This is a genomic window from Nocardia thraciensis, assembly GCF_054782435.1.
Window position 1 is genome coordinate 341,668 of record NZ_BAAGSM010000018.1, and the last position, 13,250, is coordinate 354,917.

The 13,250-nt window shown below is 64.6% G+C and carries 17 protein-coding genes and 3 tRNA genes; 16 read left to right on the forward strand and 4 right to left on the reverse strand.

Annotation, left to right across the window (positions count from 1 at the left end; genetic code table 11):
• Positions 1–56: 56 nt before the first annotated feature.
• The gene (locus tag ACYVLQ_RS10970) at positions 57–749 is read right to left on the reverse strand and encodes a GntR family transcriptional regulator (RefSeq protein ID WP_460697288.1); all 693 of its coding nucleotides are present in this window, start codon (positions 747–749) and stop codon (positions 57–59) included.
• Between the two features lie 243 nt (positions 750–992).
• Positions 993–1,154, reverse strand: a complete 162-nt coding sequence (locus ACYVLQ_RS10975; RefSeq protein ID WP_460697289.1) for a hypothetical protein — start codon at positions 1,152–1,154, stop codon at positions 993–995.
• Positions 1,155–1,695: 541 nt separating this feature from the next.
• On the opposite strand from ACYVLQ_RS10975, the gene ACYVLQ_RS10980 reads away from it, so the two are divergent.
• The 12 genes from ACYVLQ_RS10980 to ACYVLQ_RS11035 are packed head-to-tail and all read left to right on the forward strand — an operon-like array spanning position 1,696 to position 9,297.
• Positions 1,696–2,169: a hypothetical protein gene (locus tag ACYVLQ_RS10980; protein WP_460697290.1), complete on the forward strand. Its 474-nt coding sequence runs from the start codon at positions 1,696–1,698 to the stop codon at positions 2,167–2,169.
• Positions 2,166–2,420 (forward strand): hypothetical protein, encoded by a 255-nt coding sequence (locus tag ACYVLQ_RS10985; protein ID WP_460697291.1) that lies wholly within the window; start codon positions 2,166–2,168, stop codon positions 2,418–2,420. Before ACYVLQ_RS10980 ends, ACYVLQ_RS10985 begins: the two co-directional genes overlap by 4 nt.
• Positions 2,417–2,608, forward strand: coding sequence for a hypothetical protein (locus tag ACYVLQ_RS10990; protein WP_460697292.1), 192 nt, complete (start codon positions 2,417–2,419; stop codon positions 2,606–2,608). The genes ACYVLQ_RS10985 and ACYVLQ_RS10990 overlap by 4 nt, the downstream gene beginning before the upstream one ends.
• Complete coding sequence (locus ACYVLQ_RS10995; protein WP_460697449.1) at positions 2,608–3,234, forward strand: DUF2637 domain-containing protein; 627 nt, start codon at positions 2,608–2,610, stop codon at positions 3,232–3,234. The genes ACYVLQ_RS10990 and ACYVLQ_RS10995 overlap by 1 nt, the downstream gene beginning before the upstream one ends.
• Before the next feature lie 15 nt (positions 3,235–3,249).
• Positions 3,250–4,572 (forward strand): FtsK/SpoIIIE domain-containing protein, encoded by a 1,323-nt coding sequence (locus ACYVLQ_RS11000; RefSeq protein WP_460697293.1) that lies wholly within the window; start codon positions 3,250–3,252, stop codon positions 4,570–4,572.
• The gene (locus ACYVLQ_RS11005; RefSeq protein ID WP_460697294.1) at positions 4,569–4,895 is read left to right on the forward strand and encodes a hypothetical protein; all 327 of its coding nucleotides are present in this window, start codon (positions 4,569–4,571) and stop codon (positions 4,893–4,895) included. The genes ACYVLQ_RS11000 and ACYVLQ_RS11005 overlap by 4 nt, the downstream gene beginning before the upstream one ends.
• A 2-nt stretch (positions 4,896–4,897) precedes the next feature.
• Positions 4,898–5,119: a hypothetical protein gene (locus ACYVLQ_RS11010; RefSeq protein WP_460697295.1), complete on the forward strand. Its 222-nt coding sequence runs from the start codon at positions 4,898–4,900 to the stop codon at positions 5,117–5,119.
• Positions 5,116–5,358, forward strand: coding sequence for a hypothetical protein (locus tag ACYVLQ_RS11015; protein ID WP_460697296.1), 243 nt, complete (start codon positions 5,116–5,118; stop codon positions 5,356–5,358). The genes ACYVLQ_RS11010 and ACYVLQ_RS11015 overlap by 4 nt, the downstream gene beginning before the upstream one ends.
• Positions 5,358–6,005 carry a hypothetical protein gene (locus ACYVLQ_RS11020; protein WP_460697297.1) on the forward strand — a complete coding sequence of 216 codons (648 nt, stop codon included), beginning with the start codon at positions 5,358–5,360 and terminating at the stop codon, positions 6,003–6,005. The genes ACYVLQ_RS11015 and ACYVLQ_RS11020 overlap by 1 nt, the downstream gene beginning before the upstream one ends.
• Positions 6,005–7,699: a replication initiator gene (locus ACYVLQ_RS11025; RefSeq protein WP_460697298.1), complete on the forward strand. Its 1,695-nt coding sequence runs from the start codon at positions 6,005–6,007 to the stop codon at positions 7,697–7,699. Before ACYVLQ_RS11020 ends, ACYVLQ_RS11025 begins: the two co-directional genes overlap by 1 nt.
• 12 nt (positions 7,700–7,711) lie before the next feature.
• Positions 7,712–7,918 (forward strand): helix-turn-helix transcriptional regulator, encoded by a 207-nt coding sequence (locus ACYVLQ_RS11030; RefSeq protein ID WP_460697299.1) that lies wholly within the window; start codon positions 7,712–7,714, stop codon positions 7,916–7,918.
• Positions 7,918–9,297, forward strand: coding sequence for a tyrosine-type recombinase/integrase (locus tag ACYVLQ_RS11035; protein WP_460697450.1), 1,380 nt, complete (start codon positions 7,918–7,920; stop codon positions 9,295–9,297). Before ACYVLQ_RS11030 ends, ACYVLQ_RS11035 begins: the two co-directional genes overlap by 1 nt.
• Positions 9,298–9,301: 4 nt before the next feature.
• Here the strand turns inward: ACYVLQ_RS11035 and ACYVLQ_RS11040 are convergent.
• A tRNA-Ser gene (locus tag ACYVLQ_RS11040) sits at positions 9,302–9,386 on the reverse strand.
• 357 nt (positions 9,387–9,743) lie between these two features.
• On the opposite strand from ACYVLQ_RS11040, the gene ACYVLQ_RS11045 reads away from it, so the two are divergent.
• Positions 9,744–10,811 carry an alpha/beta hydrolase gene (locus ACYVLQ_RS11045; protein WP_460697300.1) on the forward strand — a complete coding sequence of 356 codons (1,068 nt, stop codon included), beginning with the start codon at positions 9,744–9,746 and terminating at the stop codon, positions 10,809–10,811.
• 86 nt (positions 10,812–10,897) lie between these two features.
• Here the strand turns inward: ACYVLQ_RS11045 and hisC are convergent, their stop codons facing one another.
• The gene (hisC, locus tag ACYVLQ_RS11050) at positions 10,898–11,977 is read right to left on the reverse strand and encodes a histidinol-phosphate transaminase (RefSeq protein WP_460697301.1); all 1,080 of its coding nucleotides are present in this window, start codon (positions 11,975–11,977) and stop codon (positions 10,898–10,900) included.
• Positions 11,978–12,101: 124 nt separating this feature from the next.
• Here hisC and ACYVLQ_RS11055 point away from each other — a divergent pair, with 124 nt between their 5' ends.
• The 3 genes from ACYVLQ_RS11055 (at position 12,102) to ACYVLQ_RS11065 (ending at position 13,128) form a co-directional block, all read left to right on the forward strand.
• The gene (locus ACYVLQ_RS11055) at positions 12,102–12,824 is read left to right on the forward strand and encodes a dienelactone hydrolase family protein (RefSeq protein ID WP_460697302.1); all 723 of its coding nucleotides are present in this window, start codon (positions 12,102–12,104) and stop codon (positions 12,822–12,824) included.
• 104 nt (positions 12,825–12,928) lie between these two features.
• A tRNA-Ser gene (locus ACYVLQ_RS11060) sits at positions 12,929–13,018 on the forward strand.
• Between the two features lie 37 nt (positions 13,019–13,055).
• Positions 13,056–13,128 (forward strand) — tRNA-Arg (locus ACYVLQ_RS11065).
• The last annotated feature ends 122 nt before the right edge of the window (positions 13,129–13,250 follow it).

A 13,250-nucleotide genomic window follows, 5' to 3' on the forward strand; every position in this document is an offset into this window, starting at 1 on the left:
GACCGGCCCAACCGTGTAATCGGTTAGGCCGGTAGCGCGCGTACACGATATCGCTGCTACGTCTCGTTCGTAAGTTCGGAGGTTGGATTCAGCGTCATGCGAAATACGAATGCGTCGTAGCGGTCGCGCGGGTAAGAGACATTCGATACCATAATTAGTCGACCTTCGGTATTGATGTACCGCTGGTGGACCGTTTTTACGAGATCGCCGGGTGTAGTACCCAACCAGGCGGCATGACTGGGTGTAGGAAGGCGATCGGAAACGGTCTCCTCGAGCACTGCTGCGCTGGTCCAGTCTGCGATGTCCAAGGGTTGGTAGGTGTCCGACACGGAGATTGGTCGGCCGCCGTCGGCTGCACGGGTGATGATGTGCGTGATCTCCTCGCCTACAGGCACGCCGAATGCCTCGGCCAGCTCCTCGGTTGCAGGAACCCGCTCAGTGGTCCGGCTGATCTGGACATCGCTGTCGGCCTCGTTTCCGAAGGTCACTTCGGGGTCCTCCATCTGTCGCTCAGGCGAGATCCGGATCAGGTTCGGACGGTCAGCGACAAATACTCCGCGCCGCCGGACAGCGCGAACGAGCCCCTGGCTTTGAAGCAACTCGATTGCCTTGCGCACGACAATGTCAGAGACCTTGTTTTGTGCGGCGATTTCGGAATAGCTTGGAAGCTGCATTCCGGGCGGTAGCTCTCCGCTTCGAATGCGTCGAGCAAATTCGCCCGCAATGGAAACGTACGCCGGTTCCGCCATTGAGCACAGTCCCTTCGGTTCGTGTGTCGCCCAGGTGAGTATACCGTACTTCGTATACGTAAATCCGGGTTTGCGGCGGCCAGTCGGCATTTTGTTACTCGTCGTCTTCCTCTTCGATGCGTTTCCGAATAGCTTCGACTGTTCGATCTTTCGGTACCCGTTGCGGCCAATAAACGATTGCGCAGAAGACAATGACCGACAGGCCGAGTGCTCCAAGAAATAGGCCGAAGGTTGCCCAGCCGCTCATAGAGGTCTCCCGCCGGTACTGACCAGCGCCCAGCGTGCGAACGACATGCGAGGCAACACCGTCTCGACGTCGGCGACATCCATCAGCGCATTGAGCAGGATGGGGTGGAGGTGCGTGGGCGACGGGACGATGACCGCGTCAACGTCCTCTGCGCGCACCTGGTCGACGAGAGGTATCCAGGACGGTTCCGGCCAAATGAGGACATACCCCAAATGTCTTGCTAGCCGGTACATCTGGGCACGGTCCCACTCAAGTGCGGTGCTGATGTCGGGGTCTATCCACCCGAGCGCAGTTGGACGGAATCTCATCGCGCATCCCTCACCAGTGCTCCATCGGCCCACGGGCAGGGTCGATGACGAGAAGTCGCATCTGCCCAGGTGGGCATGCATTTTGAGCTAGCGTATACGAAGGTGCGTATACGTACAAGGCGGTGTTGCGCTCTGTGTCGATTGAGCCGCCAGCAAGGTTGCGGCTATCCCGTGGGCTGATCCGAGCGGGGTGATCCCCGTCCCTGCCCCGTTCTGCGCTCATGTGCCCAGCACGTTCCATCGGATGGTGTCTGTGACCTGGCGCTTCGGTGTCCCATGGCCTCTACGTATACGCAAGGCTTGTACGTATACGAAGCTACGTATACGATGGGCCTATCGCCGCTCCCGAAGGGCGGTGAGAAGGAAGTCAGTAGAGGCAAGGAGACCAGTAATGGCGATCAGCAGGGGCTACCAGTTCCCGATTCAGTTCGGCACAGCCTTCCCCCAGGGCCTCGTCCTGTTGGGCGAGATTTCGCAGGTGACGGAGTACAACCCGAATCCGAACGCGCAGCCGAAGCCGGTGTTCGACATCGACCGGGAGGGGCAGGGCACGGGTCTGCCGTTGTGGAAGGCGACGGTGACCGATCCGCACCAGGACAAGGCGAAGCGGGCCTCGTTCGAGGTCATCTTCATCGCGGAGGTGCAGCCGGTTCCGGCGACGGAGGAGATCGTTCCGGGTACCGGGATGCGGACGGTCGAGTTGGAGGGCCTGACGGCGGAGCCGAAAGTGATGGGTCAGGGCGAGTTCAAGTACCTGGGCTACCAGTACCGGGCGACCGGCATCAAGGGCGACAACTCGGGTTCGAAGCAGCCTCCGAACAACGTCGGCGCGTCTCGTCCGGCTCGTGACGAGAAGGCTGCGTGATCGCCATGTCGTTCATGGATGTCACCGTCCGCAAGTTCGACGGTATCGAGGCGAAGTACCGGCCGTCCCGTCGAAGTGCGTATGACGACCGCATTCCGGCCAGCGTCGATGTGGAGCTGGAGAACGCGGGCGGCCGTGCCTGGCTGAACCTGTCGATCGAGGATGCTCGCACGCTGGCAGATCGGCTGCCGCAGATTCTCATGCTGCACGACCAGGCGGAGCATCTGGCCGCTGAGAAGGCGGTGGCGTGATGCGCTGGCCTCGTCCTCCGCGCCTTCCGGGCCGGGTATGGCTCGAGTGCGGCTATGACCTGGATCAGGATGTGGTGTTCCTGCAGGTGGGTCGCGACTCGGCCGCGCTGTCGCCTTACGAGGTGTACCGCCTGATCGGGGAGTTGCAGCTCTCGGTAGCCGGGTTGGTTGGGAAGCGGGCTGCGTGATGTTCACGCCTGAGCGGGGAATGCTGGCAGCGCGGGTGTTCGCGGTCCTGGTGATCGTGGGCGTCGGCGCTGCCGCCTTCCGCCTGTCCTTCGCGACCCTGCGAGATCTGGCGATCATGGCGCACATTCCGGTATCGGATGCGTGGCTGTTCCCGCTGATCATCGACGGCACCATCGTGCAGGCCACCGCCGGTGCGCTCGTGCTGGCGAAATCACCCGAGCGGATCTTCTTCGTCCGGGTATTGATCGTCGGCGCGCTGGTGTCGGTGGCGGGCAACAGCATTCACGCGGCCATGGCGGGCAAGCAGTTGCATCCGATCGCCTGTGCCGTGGTGGCCGCTATCGCACCGATCTCGCTGCTGGTCGACACCCATGGCCTGGCGGTGCTGTTCCGTGCCGCACAACGCAGTTCGGCGGCCTCCACACCTGTAGCAGGTGAGTCTGTCCGCCAGGCGGCGGAAACGTCTGTGGCCGAACCTGATCCGGTCCCTGCGCCCGAACTGGCCCCGGTGCCACCTCCACGTCCGGCCCCGGCTCCTGCCAGACCTCGCCCGGTTCCGCCGGTGCGTCCTATTCATCCACCGCGACCTGCGCAGCAAGACGCGCTGCCGTTCGCGGTCTCCTGACAAGGAGTTCTTCATATGTCATCGATTTTGATTCCGTCTGTCGTCTCCGCTGTAGGGGCGCTGGGTTTCGGGGCCTGGATGTATCCGTGGCCCGGCCGTCGCTGGCGGGACGAAAGCAACCTGTCGGCCGAGGAGATCGCGGCGAAAGCGCCGGCCGAATTGCGTGCGGCGGTGTTCATCCTGTGCGACCCGATGCAAACCGACACGATGCTGCATGTCGTGGGCCTGGCCTCGCCGGAGAAGGGCTTCCCGCGGCTGGACTTCTACGACTACGACACCCACGGGCTGACCGTGGATTTTCAGATGGTGGGCGGTCAGAAGCTCAAGGACTGGAACAACGACGACACCCTTGACCAGCTGGCCCAGTACATGGGGGTGGATCGGGTCGCGGCAACGCTGCTCGAACCAGGCTGGGTCCGTCTCCAGGTGCGCGTGTATGACACGCTCGCCGATCCGGCAACGGCGCCGGAAGCGGTTCACAACGAGGTGGACCTGGAGGCGGTCCCAGTCGGTATCCGAGAAGACGGTTACCTGTGGCTGCTGCGGGTGCTCTACGCCCACATCCTGCTCGCCGGGGCTACCGGTTCCGGCAAGGGCTCGGTGTTGTGGTCGATCATCGCCGGAATCGGGCCTGCCATCAAAACCGGTCTGGTGGATGTGTGGCTCGCAGATCCCAAGGGCGGCGCGGAATTCGGGCGCGGCGAGAAGCTGTGGGTGCGGTTCGAATGGGATGAGGACGGCATTCTCCGCATGCTCAACGAGGCCGTAGAGGTCATGCGGGCACGGACCGCGCTGATGCGGCAAACCGGCTCCCGCAAGCACATTCCGACCAAGGACGCACCGCTGGTCCTGATCCTCATCGATGAGGCAGCTGCCCTGTCGTCCTACGCGACTCGGGAACAGCAGGAGGAATTCCGGAGGCTGACAGGGCTGCTGCTGTCGCAGGGCCGCGCGGCCGGTGTTTCCCTGGTTGCCGCACTACAGGACCCGTCCAAAGAGACGATGCCCAACCGGCAGCTGTTCCCGGTCCGTATCGGCCTGCGCCTCGACGAGCCGACCCAGACCACGATGGTGCACGGTCAGGGCGCGAAGGATCGCGGGGCGCTGTGCGACAAGATCCCGGACACTACGCCGGGTGTCGGCTACGTCGGTGAGGACGGAACCACCGAATTCGTTCGGGTGCGGGCGTTTTGGGTGTCCAACGACGACATAGACCGCCTTGTCGAGCAGTACGCCCCCGAACAGCCGGATCTTTCCCCGCAAGCCGATTACAGCGATTTCGACCCCGATGACCTCGGCGACGAGTCGACCGGCGACGACCTGGGCGAGGCGGCATGAACACGGGATTCCTCACGCAAGCACACGTGGTCATTCACTGCGACGGCTGCGGCGACCGCTACAGCGAAACCCGCGACGACGGACTGTGTTTCACCTCGGTCAGCCAAGCCATTGCCTACATCACCCGTCACGGGGCTGGGGTCGGTTGGGTCTACGACGGCGACAAGGTCTGGTGCGACGGCTGCATTGCCTCCGCGAAATGCGCCCAGCAGGGCCACGAATTCCCGCAATCGAGTCGACGGCCGCGTGACGAGAAGACTCCGCGTGCCTGCGCCGTCTGCGGCATCTCCGACACCGAAATCAACGCAGGAATCGAGGAATAGCCATGAACAACAACAACATTCGCCGCAGCCGCTCTGGTCGCCGGACCAACGGTGATGACTACGCCTCGGTGGTAGATCTCCAGGCGCGTCGACGCTGCCAGTTCGAACGATCCGGCATGGACCCGCTCTCCGTCGCGGTGCGTGTGCTTGCCGAAACCGGTGAGCTGCCCGGCTGGGACGTCGGCCACCTGGACGACGACGGGGGAGAGGACTGGGCGGCATGACCACCACTGAAGGCGTGCAGTGGGGCGTCCTGGTCGACCGCGTAGTCCGGCCCATCCCCACTGCCCGCACGGCCGCCGATGCCTGGATCTACGTGGCGGCGCTGAAGAACCGGATGACGAAAAAGACTGTGGTGTACCGGAACTCGGATCAGGACATGTGGCGTACCTGGCTCGCTGAAGCCGAGCAACCGACTCAGATGTCCCTCGACCTACCCGACACCCGAAGGAGGGCCGTGTGATGGCTACGCCATCGAACCGGAAGCAAACCACCGACCCGTTCGAGGAGATCAGCGAAGCGGTGCTCAAGGTGGTCTGGCAGCTCACTCGGGCGGTGTTCGTCGCGGTGTGGTGGGCGGTGCTGTTCCCGATGATCTCGCTACCGCTCGCGGGTGCGGTGGCTGCCGGAGTGCTGGTGTCGTGGGTGCTGGGTGTCGTGGTGGTCGGGGTGTTCCTCGCGGTGATCATGCTGTGGCGATGGAAGCGTCCGGAGATGTTCGAGCGCTGGATCACCGCGCGGGCACGCTGCCGGTTCCTGACCTGGTGGCGCTACCGGAGTCGCTGGGACAAGCGGTTGGAAGCCTGCAACCTGACCGTTCGCCGTGCCGACAAGCCCGGAGCCGTATTCATCCCGCGGCTACAGAGTGCCGAGATCGGCCAGGCGGTCGACCGGCTGCGGGTGCGGATGGTCGACGGGCAATGCCCCGACGACTACGAGAACCGCGTCGACCGGATCGCACACACCTTCGGCGCTCAGAACTGCAGCGCCACCGTGGCCGCACCAGGAGTCATGGAACTGGCTCTCCGGCAATCGGATTCGCTCGCGGAAACCATCACCTTGCCCCGTATCGACGGTCCCGGCCGGAGCGGAAACAAGGAGGCAGCCTGATGAGTGAGGGGATCGTTGACCTAGACCGGCCGACTCGGCTGACAGCTGCTCAGCGTCGCGCCATGCCCAATCTGTTCGAGGCGGCGCAGGCTGCTGCGGAGAAGTACGACGTATGCCAGCGGCCGATTCCGATGCGGGTGGAAGACCCGAACACGGGCACCGTGACCTATGAGGCTGCGCCGTGCAAGTCCACTATCGAATCGGTGTGCCCGGCGTGCGCCAAGGCCAACCGGGCACTCCGGATCGCGCAGTGCCGCGAGGGCTGGCACATGGAGTCCGAACCGGTGGACTACAAGACCGACCCCACCGAGAAGCAGATCGAATTGCTCACCGCCCGTGCGGATCTCGTCGCCGACTACCGCCAGGCCATTGAAGACGGTGACGATGAAAACGCAGCGGGCATCAGGGAAGTCGTTGCGGACCTCGATCAGGAGTTGCGGGAGACCGGGCTGCGTGGTCGTCTCCCGGCCCTGGGTGCGACGGTGAAGGATCGGCGTAAACGGTCGACTCGTCGGCGTCAGGACGTGCCGAACCTGCCTCGGAAGAAGGTGGAGAAGCGCACGGTCGGCAAGGTGTTCGCGGGCAAGCACCAACCGAGCATGTTCGTCACCCTCACCATGCCCTCCTACGGCCGGATCAACCAGGATGGTGCCACTACCGACCAGGGCGAACCGTGCTCGGACGGCTCGCCGGTGAATCCCGGCAGCTACGACTACGCCGGGCAGGCGCGAGACATCGTGTTCTTCTCCAAGCTGGTCGACCGCTGGATTCAGAACCTACGCCGCGCGATCGGCTGGGACGCACAGTATTTCGCCACGGTGGAACCGCAGAAACGCGGTGCTCCGCACCTGCACATCCTCGTCCGCGGCGCGATCTCCCGCGACATCCTCAAGCAAGTAACAGCCGCTACCTACCATCAGGTCTGGTGGCCGCACTTCGAGCCTCAGAACCGCATCTACGGTCGTGAACATCAGCCGGTGTGGGATCACCGCAAGGCCACCTTCGTCGATCCCGGCGACGGCCGCCCGCTGACCTACTGGGATGACGCGCTCGACCAGCTCGACTCAGTTGACGACCTGGAGCCTGCGCACACCATCCGGTTCGGCGACCAGATGGACCGTAAGCACATCAAGGGCGTGGTCGCGGAAAAGGCGGGCCGCACCATCGGCTACGTCACCAAGTACCTCGTGAAGTCCATCAGCGAAATCGTGGAACCGCGCTCGGACCGTGCGGCCGACCACTACGACCGGTTACACGCTGAACTCCGGCACGTGCCGTGTTCTCCGCGCTGCCCGGTCTGGCTCGAATACGGCATCGTCCCCCGCGGTGCCAGTGACAAGACCGTGCCGGGCCGTTGCAAGGGCAAAGCGCACCGCCGGGACACCCTCGGCCTGCCTGGTCGCCGGGTGCTGGTGTCGCGTCGCTGGTCCGGCAAGACCCTGCCCGATCACAAGGCCGATCGCGCGGAATTCGTTCGGCAACTGCTGGCCTCGGTCGGCATCGAGAAGCCCGACACCTCGCATCTGAAGGTGACGCCGGTCGAACCGGGCGACAAGGACAGACCGCTACGCGAACACCTGATCATGGGCGCGATCTCCAAACGCTCCCGGTGGCGTGCGGAATACCTGCGAGCCCGGATGGCCGCCGACCCACCTGGCCTACACGAAACTTCGGCAACTCCGGATGCGGCATAGGGAGGAATGGCAATGGCGGAGGAATATCTACGGGCGAGACAGCTGGAGGAGCGGACCGGGATACCGGAGGCTACCTGGCGCTGGTGGGCGCATATCGGATACGGCCCAGACAGCTTCAAGATGAGTCCAAGGCGTCGGGTGTGGAAGTGGTCGACGGTAGTCGCCTGGATCGATGAGCAGGAACAGCTGACAGCCACCGGTGGAAAGGCGGCGGCGTGATGGCTGGCCGTCGTAATCCGCGCTCCGGTGTTGAAGATCGCTGGTACAAGACGGTTACCGTGGACGATCCGGTCACAGGTGAAAAGTCTCGACAACGAGCGAAGTCGGCGAACTATGGCTGTCGGAAGCGGTGGCGTGCTCGCTATGTCGATCCGAACGGCACCGAGCGGGCGCAATCGTTCGCCACCAAGACGGAGGCTCAGAAGTACCTCGATGGCGACGTAACTACGAAGGTCGTGACCGGTACATGGGTCGACCCAGACCGTAGCGGCGTGCTGTTCTCGGTGGTCGCGGAGAAGTGGTACACCACAAAGAAGCTGCGCAAACCCAAGACAGTCGGCGGATACCGGTCGCTCCTGGACACCCTGGTGCTGCCTCGATGGGGCTCGACTCCGTTGCGGGATATCGAGTTCGAGGACATCCAGGAATGGGTCGTGAACTTGTCGGAGTCGGGCAGTGTCCGGTTCGAGGGCCGCGGCCTGTCTGCGTCTCGGGTCAAGCAGTCCTACCAGGTTCTCAGTCAGGTGCTGAAGTTTGCGATCAAATCCAAGCGGTTGCCCGTGAATCCAGCCGAGGATGTCGAGCTACCGGCTATCACGCAGAGCGACAAGGTCTATCTCACGCATGTGCAAACGCTGCGGCTGGGAATGGCCTCCGGCCGATTTCGTGTGCTGGTGCTGGTGCTGGCCTATACCGGTATCCGGTTCGGAGAGGCCACTGCTTTACGGGCGAGGGATGTGGACGTGGAAGCGCGGCGTATTCGGATCGTTCGTTCGGCAACGTACGTACGGGGCTCGGGGACGGTTGTCAGCGATACGAAGAACCACACGAATCGGTCCGTCCCAGTTCCGGGTGTCTTGGTGAAGGAACTGGAACGGCTGATCGATGGCCTTGGGCCGGATGCGCTGGTGTTCCCCAGCCACAAAGGTGACTACCTCGAATCCGCCGAGTTCCGCTGGGTGTTTGATCAGGCGGCGGAGGCGGTCGAGCTGAAGGGCTTCGTCCCGCATTGGCTGCGCCATACTGCTGCGTCGCTGGCGATCAAGGCGAACGCGAATATCAAGGTCGTGCAGAAGATGCTCGGACACAAGACGGCGACCATGACGCTCGATCTCTACGGCCACCTGTATGACGACGATCTGGATGCGGTGGCTGAAGGAATGGATGCGGGTGCGCGGGCTGTACTGGATGAATTGCTCGAGCGTATCGAGGCCGGTGAGGCGCCGGAGTTCTACGTGAACATGTCCCCAGTGGAGTTGGCACGGTCCGCTGAGGGCTGGAAGCGGTGGCTCGAGGCTGCCGCTGCGCGGACTACTGCGGACCAACTGCGGACCGAATCGCCGAACACCGACGGCGACGATCGCGGAAACGTCGCCTGACCTGCGGTGGGTGTGGGATTTGAACCCACGGTGGCGTGAACCACGACGGTTTTCAAGACCGTTCCCTTAGGCCGCTCGGGCAACCCACCTCGCTCCGGCGCGGCCGGAGCTATCCCAGACTACTGGCGGATCCTGCGGGGTGCGCAATCGACTGTGCGGTGGCAGGGCGGGGCGGAGTTCGGTGGTGTGGGAGCGGCGGTTGGATTCGGCGTGGTTGCCCGGGCACCGGTGAAAGTGGCGGGGCTTTGGTTCGATCAGGCCTGCTGACCTGGGCGATGGTCGTCATGTCAGGGTGGTTTACGGCGTCCGGAGCGGCGCTGGATAGGCGGTGCGGCCTGGGGCCAGCCGGGGAGGATACGCCGAACCCCTGTGGCCCGGGTCACTTTCGCGCGACTTGTGCATTACGAACTTCGACGTCGTCTCCCGCCTCTGGCAGGATATCGGCCATGGTTCGTCGCCGGGCTGGGCGTCGGCTGTCCGGCGCCGCCATTGCCTGTGCCGCACTGATCCTCGGTGCGGCCAGTTTCTCGGCGCCGGGTGCGGCCGAGCCGCCGCCCAAACATCAGCCGCCCGCCGAGTCCGGTTCCGCCGACGGACCTCAGCCTCGGGCGGAACCTTCGCCTCCGAAGGTGCCCGAGATCGACCGCATCGAGCCGATCAACGACCGTCTGCTCCGGGTGTTCGTGAAATCGCCCGCGATGGGCCGCACCGTGCAGGTGCAGATACTGCTCCCCGCCGACCGCAGCAAGCCGCGTCCCACCCTCTACATGCTCGACGGCCGCAGTGCCAGCAACGACTACAACAACTGGATCGAGCGCGGCGACGCCCTGTCGTTCTTCGCCGACAAGAACGTCAACGTGGTCTTCACCATCGGCGGTCCGGCCGGGTACTACACCGACTGGCAGCGCACCGATCCCGTGCTCGGTACCAACAAGTGGGAAACGTTTCTCACCGAGGAGCTGCCCCCGCTGGTCGACGCCAAGTTCCAGGGCAACGGCCGCAATGCCGTCGAGGGCGTGTCGATGGGCGCGGAGGCGGCGATGATGCTGGTGATGCGCAATACGAAGCTCTATCGCGCGGTGGCCGCCCACAGCGGCTGCTACGCCATGGGTTCGGATCTCGGCCAGGCCCAGGCGCGCGCGGTGGTGCGCACCTACGGCGGCAATCCGGACAATATGTTCGGCAATCAGGACGACCCCGAATGGCTGGCCCACGACGTCATGGTGAACGCCGAAGGCCTGCGCGGCGAGTCGATCTACCTCTCGTCGGGCAGCGGAATGCCGGGCCCGCACGACATTCCGGGCAGCCCGGACTCGGCCACCTCGGTCACCTTCGGCGGACCGCTGGAGGGCGCCGCCAACGCCTGCACCATGGCGCTGGCCGACCGACTGTCGCGGATGCAGATCCCGGCCGAGGTGAACCTGCATCCGGTCGGCACGCACTCGTGGCCGTACTGGAAGGACGAGCTGCCGCGGGCTTGGCGGACGATTTCGAAGGCGCTCGGTACTCGCTGATTCTGATCGATTTGGCGATCGGTGCTGCCGTCCCGAGTCGAAAAGTGAACGTATAGGCCCGATTACGCTCGGGAAGGCCGGTCCGATCAGCCGAGGAACCTCGCGACCGTCGCGGGATCGGTAGCGAACGCCAGGAACAGATCGTTCTCGTGTGGATCGCCCGCTGTCACCCGGACCCCGTCGGTTCCGTAGGGGCGCACCAGAACTCCCGCCTCCGCACTCGCCTCGCCGAACTCCGCACTGCGCGCGCCCAGCGGCAGCCACACGAAGTTCGCCTCGCTCGGCGGCACGGTGTAGCCCGCGTCCTCCAGGGCCGCGCGCATCCGTTTCCGTTCCGCGACAACGCTATCGGTGCGCTCGAGCAGTTCGTGCCGGGCGTCCAGCGAGGCGATCGCGGCGGCTTGCGCGAGGCGATTGACGCTGAACGGGATATGCACCTTCAGCAGCGCGGTGATCACCTCTGGATCGCCTACCGCGTAGCCCACGCGCAGCCCGGCCAGCCCGTACGCCTTCGAGAAGGTGCGCAGCACAAGCACATTCGGGCGATCGCGGCGGATCCGCACCCCGTCCGGGTGGTCGTCCGCGGGCAGTCGGAGGTACTCGTAGTAGGCCTCGTCCAGCACCACCAGGATGTGATCGGGCACCGCGTCGAGGAACCGGACCAACTCGGCGCGGCCGTACGCGGTGCCGGTGGGGTTGTTCGGGTTGCAGACGAAGATCAGCTTGGTGTGCTCGCCGACGGCCGCGGCCATAGCGTCGAGATCGTGGGCGTACCCGTCGGTCAGCGGCACCTGCACGGCCCGGGCGTTGCCCACCTGCGTGACGATCGGGTACGCCTCGAACGACCGCCACGCGAACAGCACCTCGTCGGTCGGCGCCGCGCAGGTGATCTGGACCAGCTCCTGGCACAGCGCGACGCTGCCGCAGCCGACCGCGACCTCGGCCACGTCCACCCCGTGGAACTCCGCGATGGCCGCGCGAAGTTCGCTGGCCATGTTGTCCGGGTACCGGTTGGCGAGCTCCGCCGCCTCCGCGATGGCCTTGGCGACGGTCGGCAACGGGCCTGGGGTGCTCTCGTTGCTGGCCAGTTTCACCGCGCCGGGATGGCTGCGGCCGGGAGTGTAGGCGGGGATCGACTCGAGGTCCGGACGAATGCGAGCGTTCACCCCACCACCCTAGAACCTGCCGGACGGGCTCGGTCGCAGAGTCGGCTCGGCCGGAAAATTTCTGGGTAGCGGTCCTCACGTGCTAGTTCTTCAGAAGTTTATAAAGGCGAACTACCCTGGATTCATGTCGGGCATTTATCGAGATATTGCACCATTGCGCGACAGCGGTTCGGAGACGGAAGACGACCGAGGGCCCGTGGCGTCCGCCCGAGTGCCCATCACCGTGATCGAGCCGGAAGGGTACGCGCGCGGCGGCATCGTGGTACTGCACGAATCACGGGAGTTCGCCGATGCGTTGCTGGAGTTGATGAGCTCGCTGTCCAGCGAGGGGTGGATCGTGGTGGCACCCAATCTTTTTCACCGCAACGGCGCCACCGACAAGGTGTTCGGAGACGACCTGTTCGCCGATTTCGACGCGTGTTTCGACTGGCTCGTCGCGCGCGGCGTATTCGGCGACTGCATCGGGGTGCTCGGCTTCGACTCCGCCGGGACCGCCGCCTTCCTGGTGGCGACGACCCGGCCGATCGGAGCCGCGGTCAGCGTGGCGGCGCCCGGGATCGCCGAACCGCTCACCGACCGGGCGGACGCGCTGATCCGGGCCGCGCCGCAGCTCCAGGCGCCGTGGCTGGGCCTGTACGGCGACGACGATCTCGGCACCCCCCTGGCCCAGGTCGAGCGTCTGCGCGACGCCGCCGCGGCGGCGGTGGCCACCCTCCTCGTCAGCTATCCCGGCCTGCACCACCGCCCCGACCGTCCCGGCTTCGACTCCTCCGACTCCGAGGACGCGGAGACCCTGATGGCCGCCCAGACCAGAATCTTCGACTGGTTCGACAGTCACCTCCGCTGAACAGCGACCCTCATGACCAGCCGTTTTGCTTCCTGAGCGGTTGCTCTGTACTCTTGCCTCTCGGCGGTTCGAAAGGACCGGGCCCCTCATACGAGAAGGCTCCAGGAGGCGTGCCAGAGCGGCCGAATGGGACTCACTGCTAATGAGTTGTCCCTTCACGGGGACCGGAGGTTCAAATCCTCTCGCCTCCGCCAAGCCCGGCCCGCCGGGCACCTACAACTTGATAGACATGCGCCCGTAGCTCAACGGATAGAGCATCTGACTACGGATCAGAAGGTTGGGAGTTCGAGTCTCTCCGGGCGCGCAGTTCAGAGCATATTTTAACGGTGTTAACGAGCAGTGTTCGATACCGTCAGTGTGCCAGCGGGTGGGAGGAATCGCCTCGATTCTCGCGATGAGAGCCGGTGCTGGTGCGTGAGAATCCGT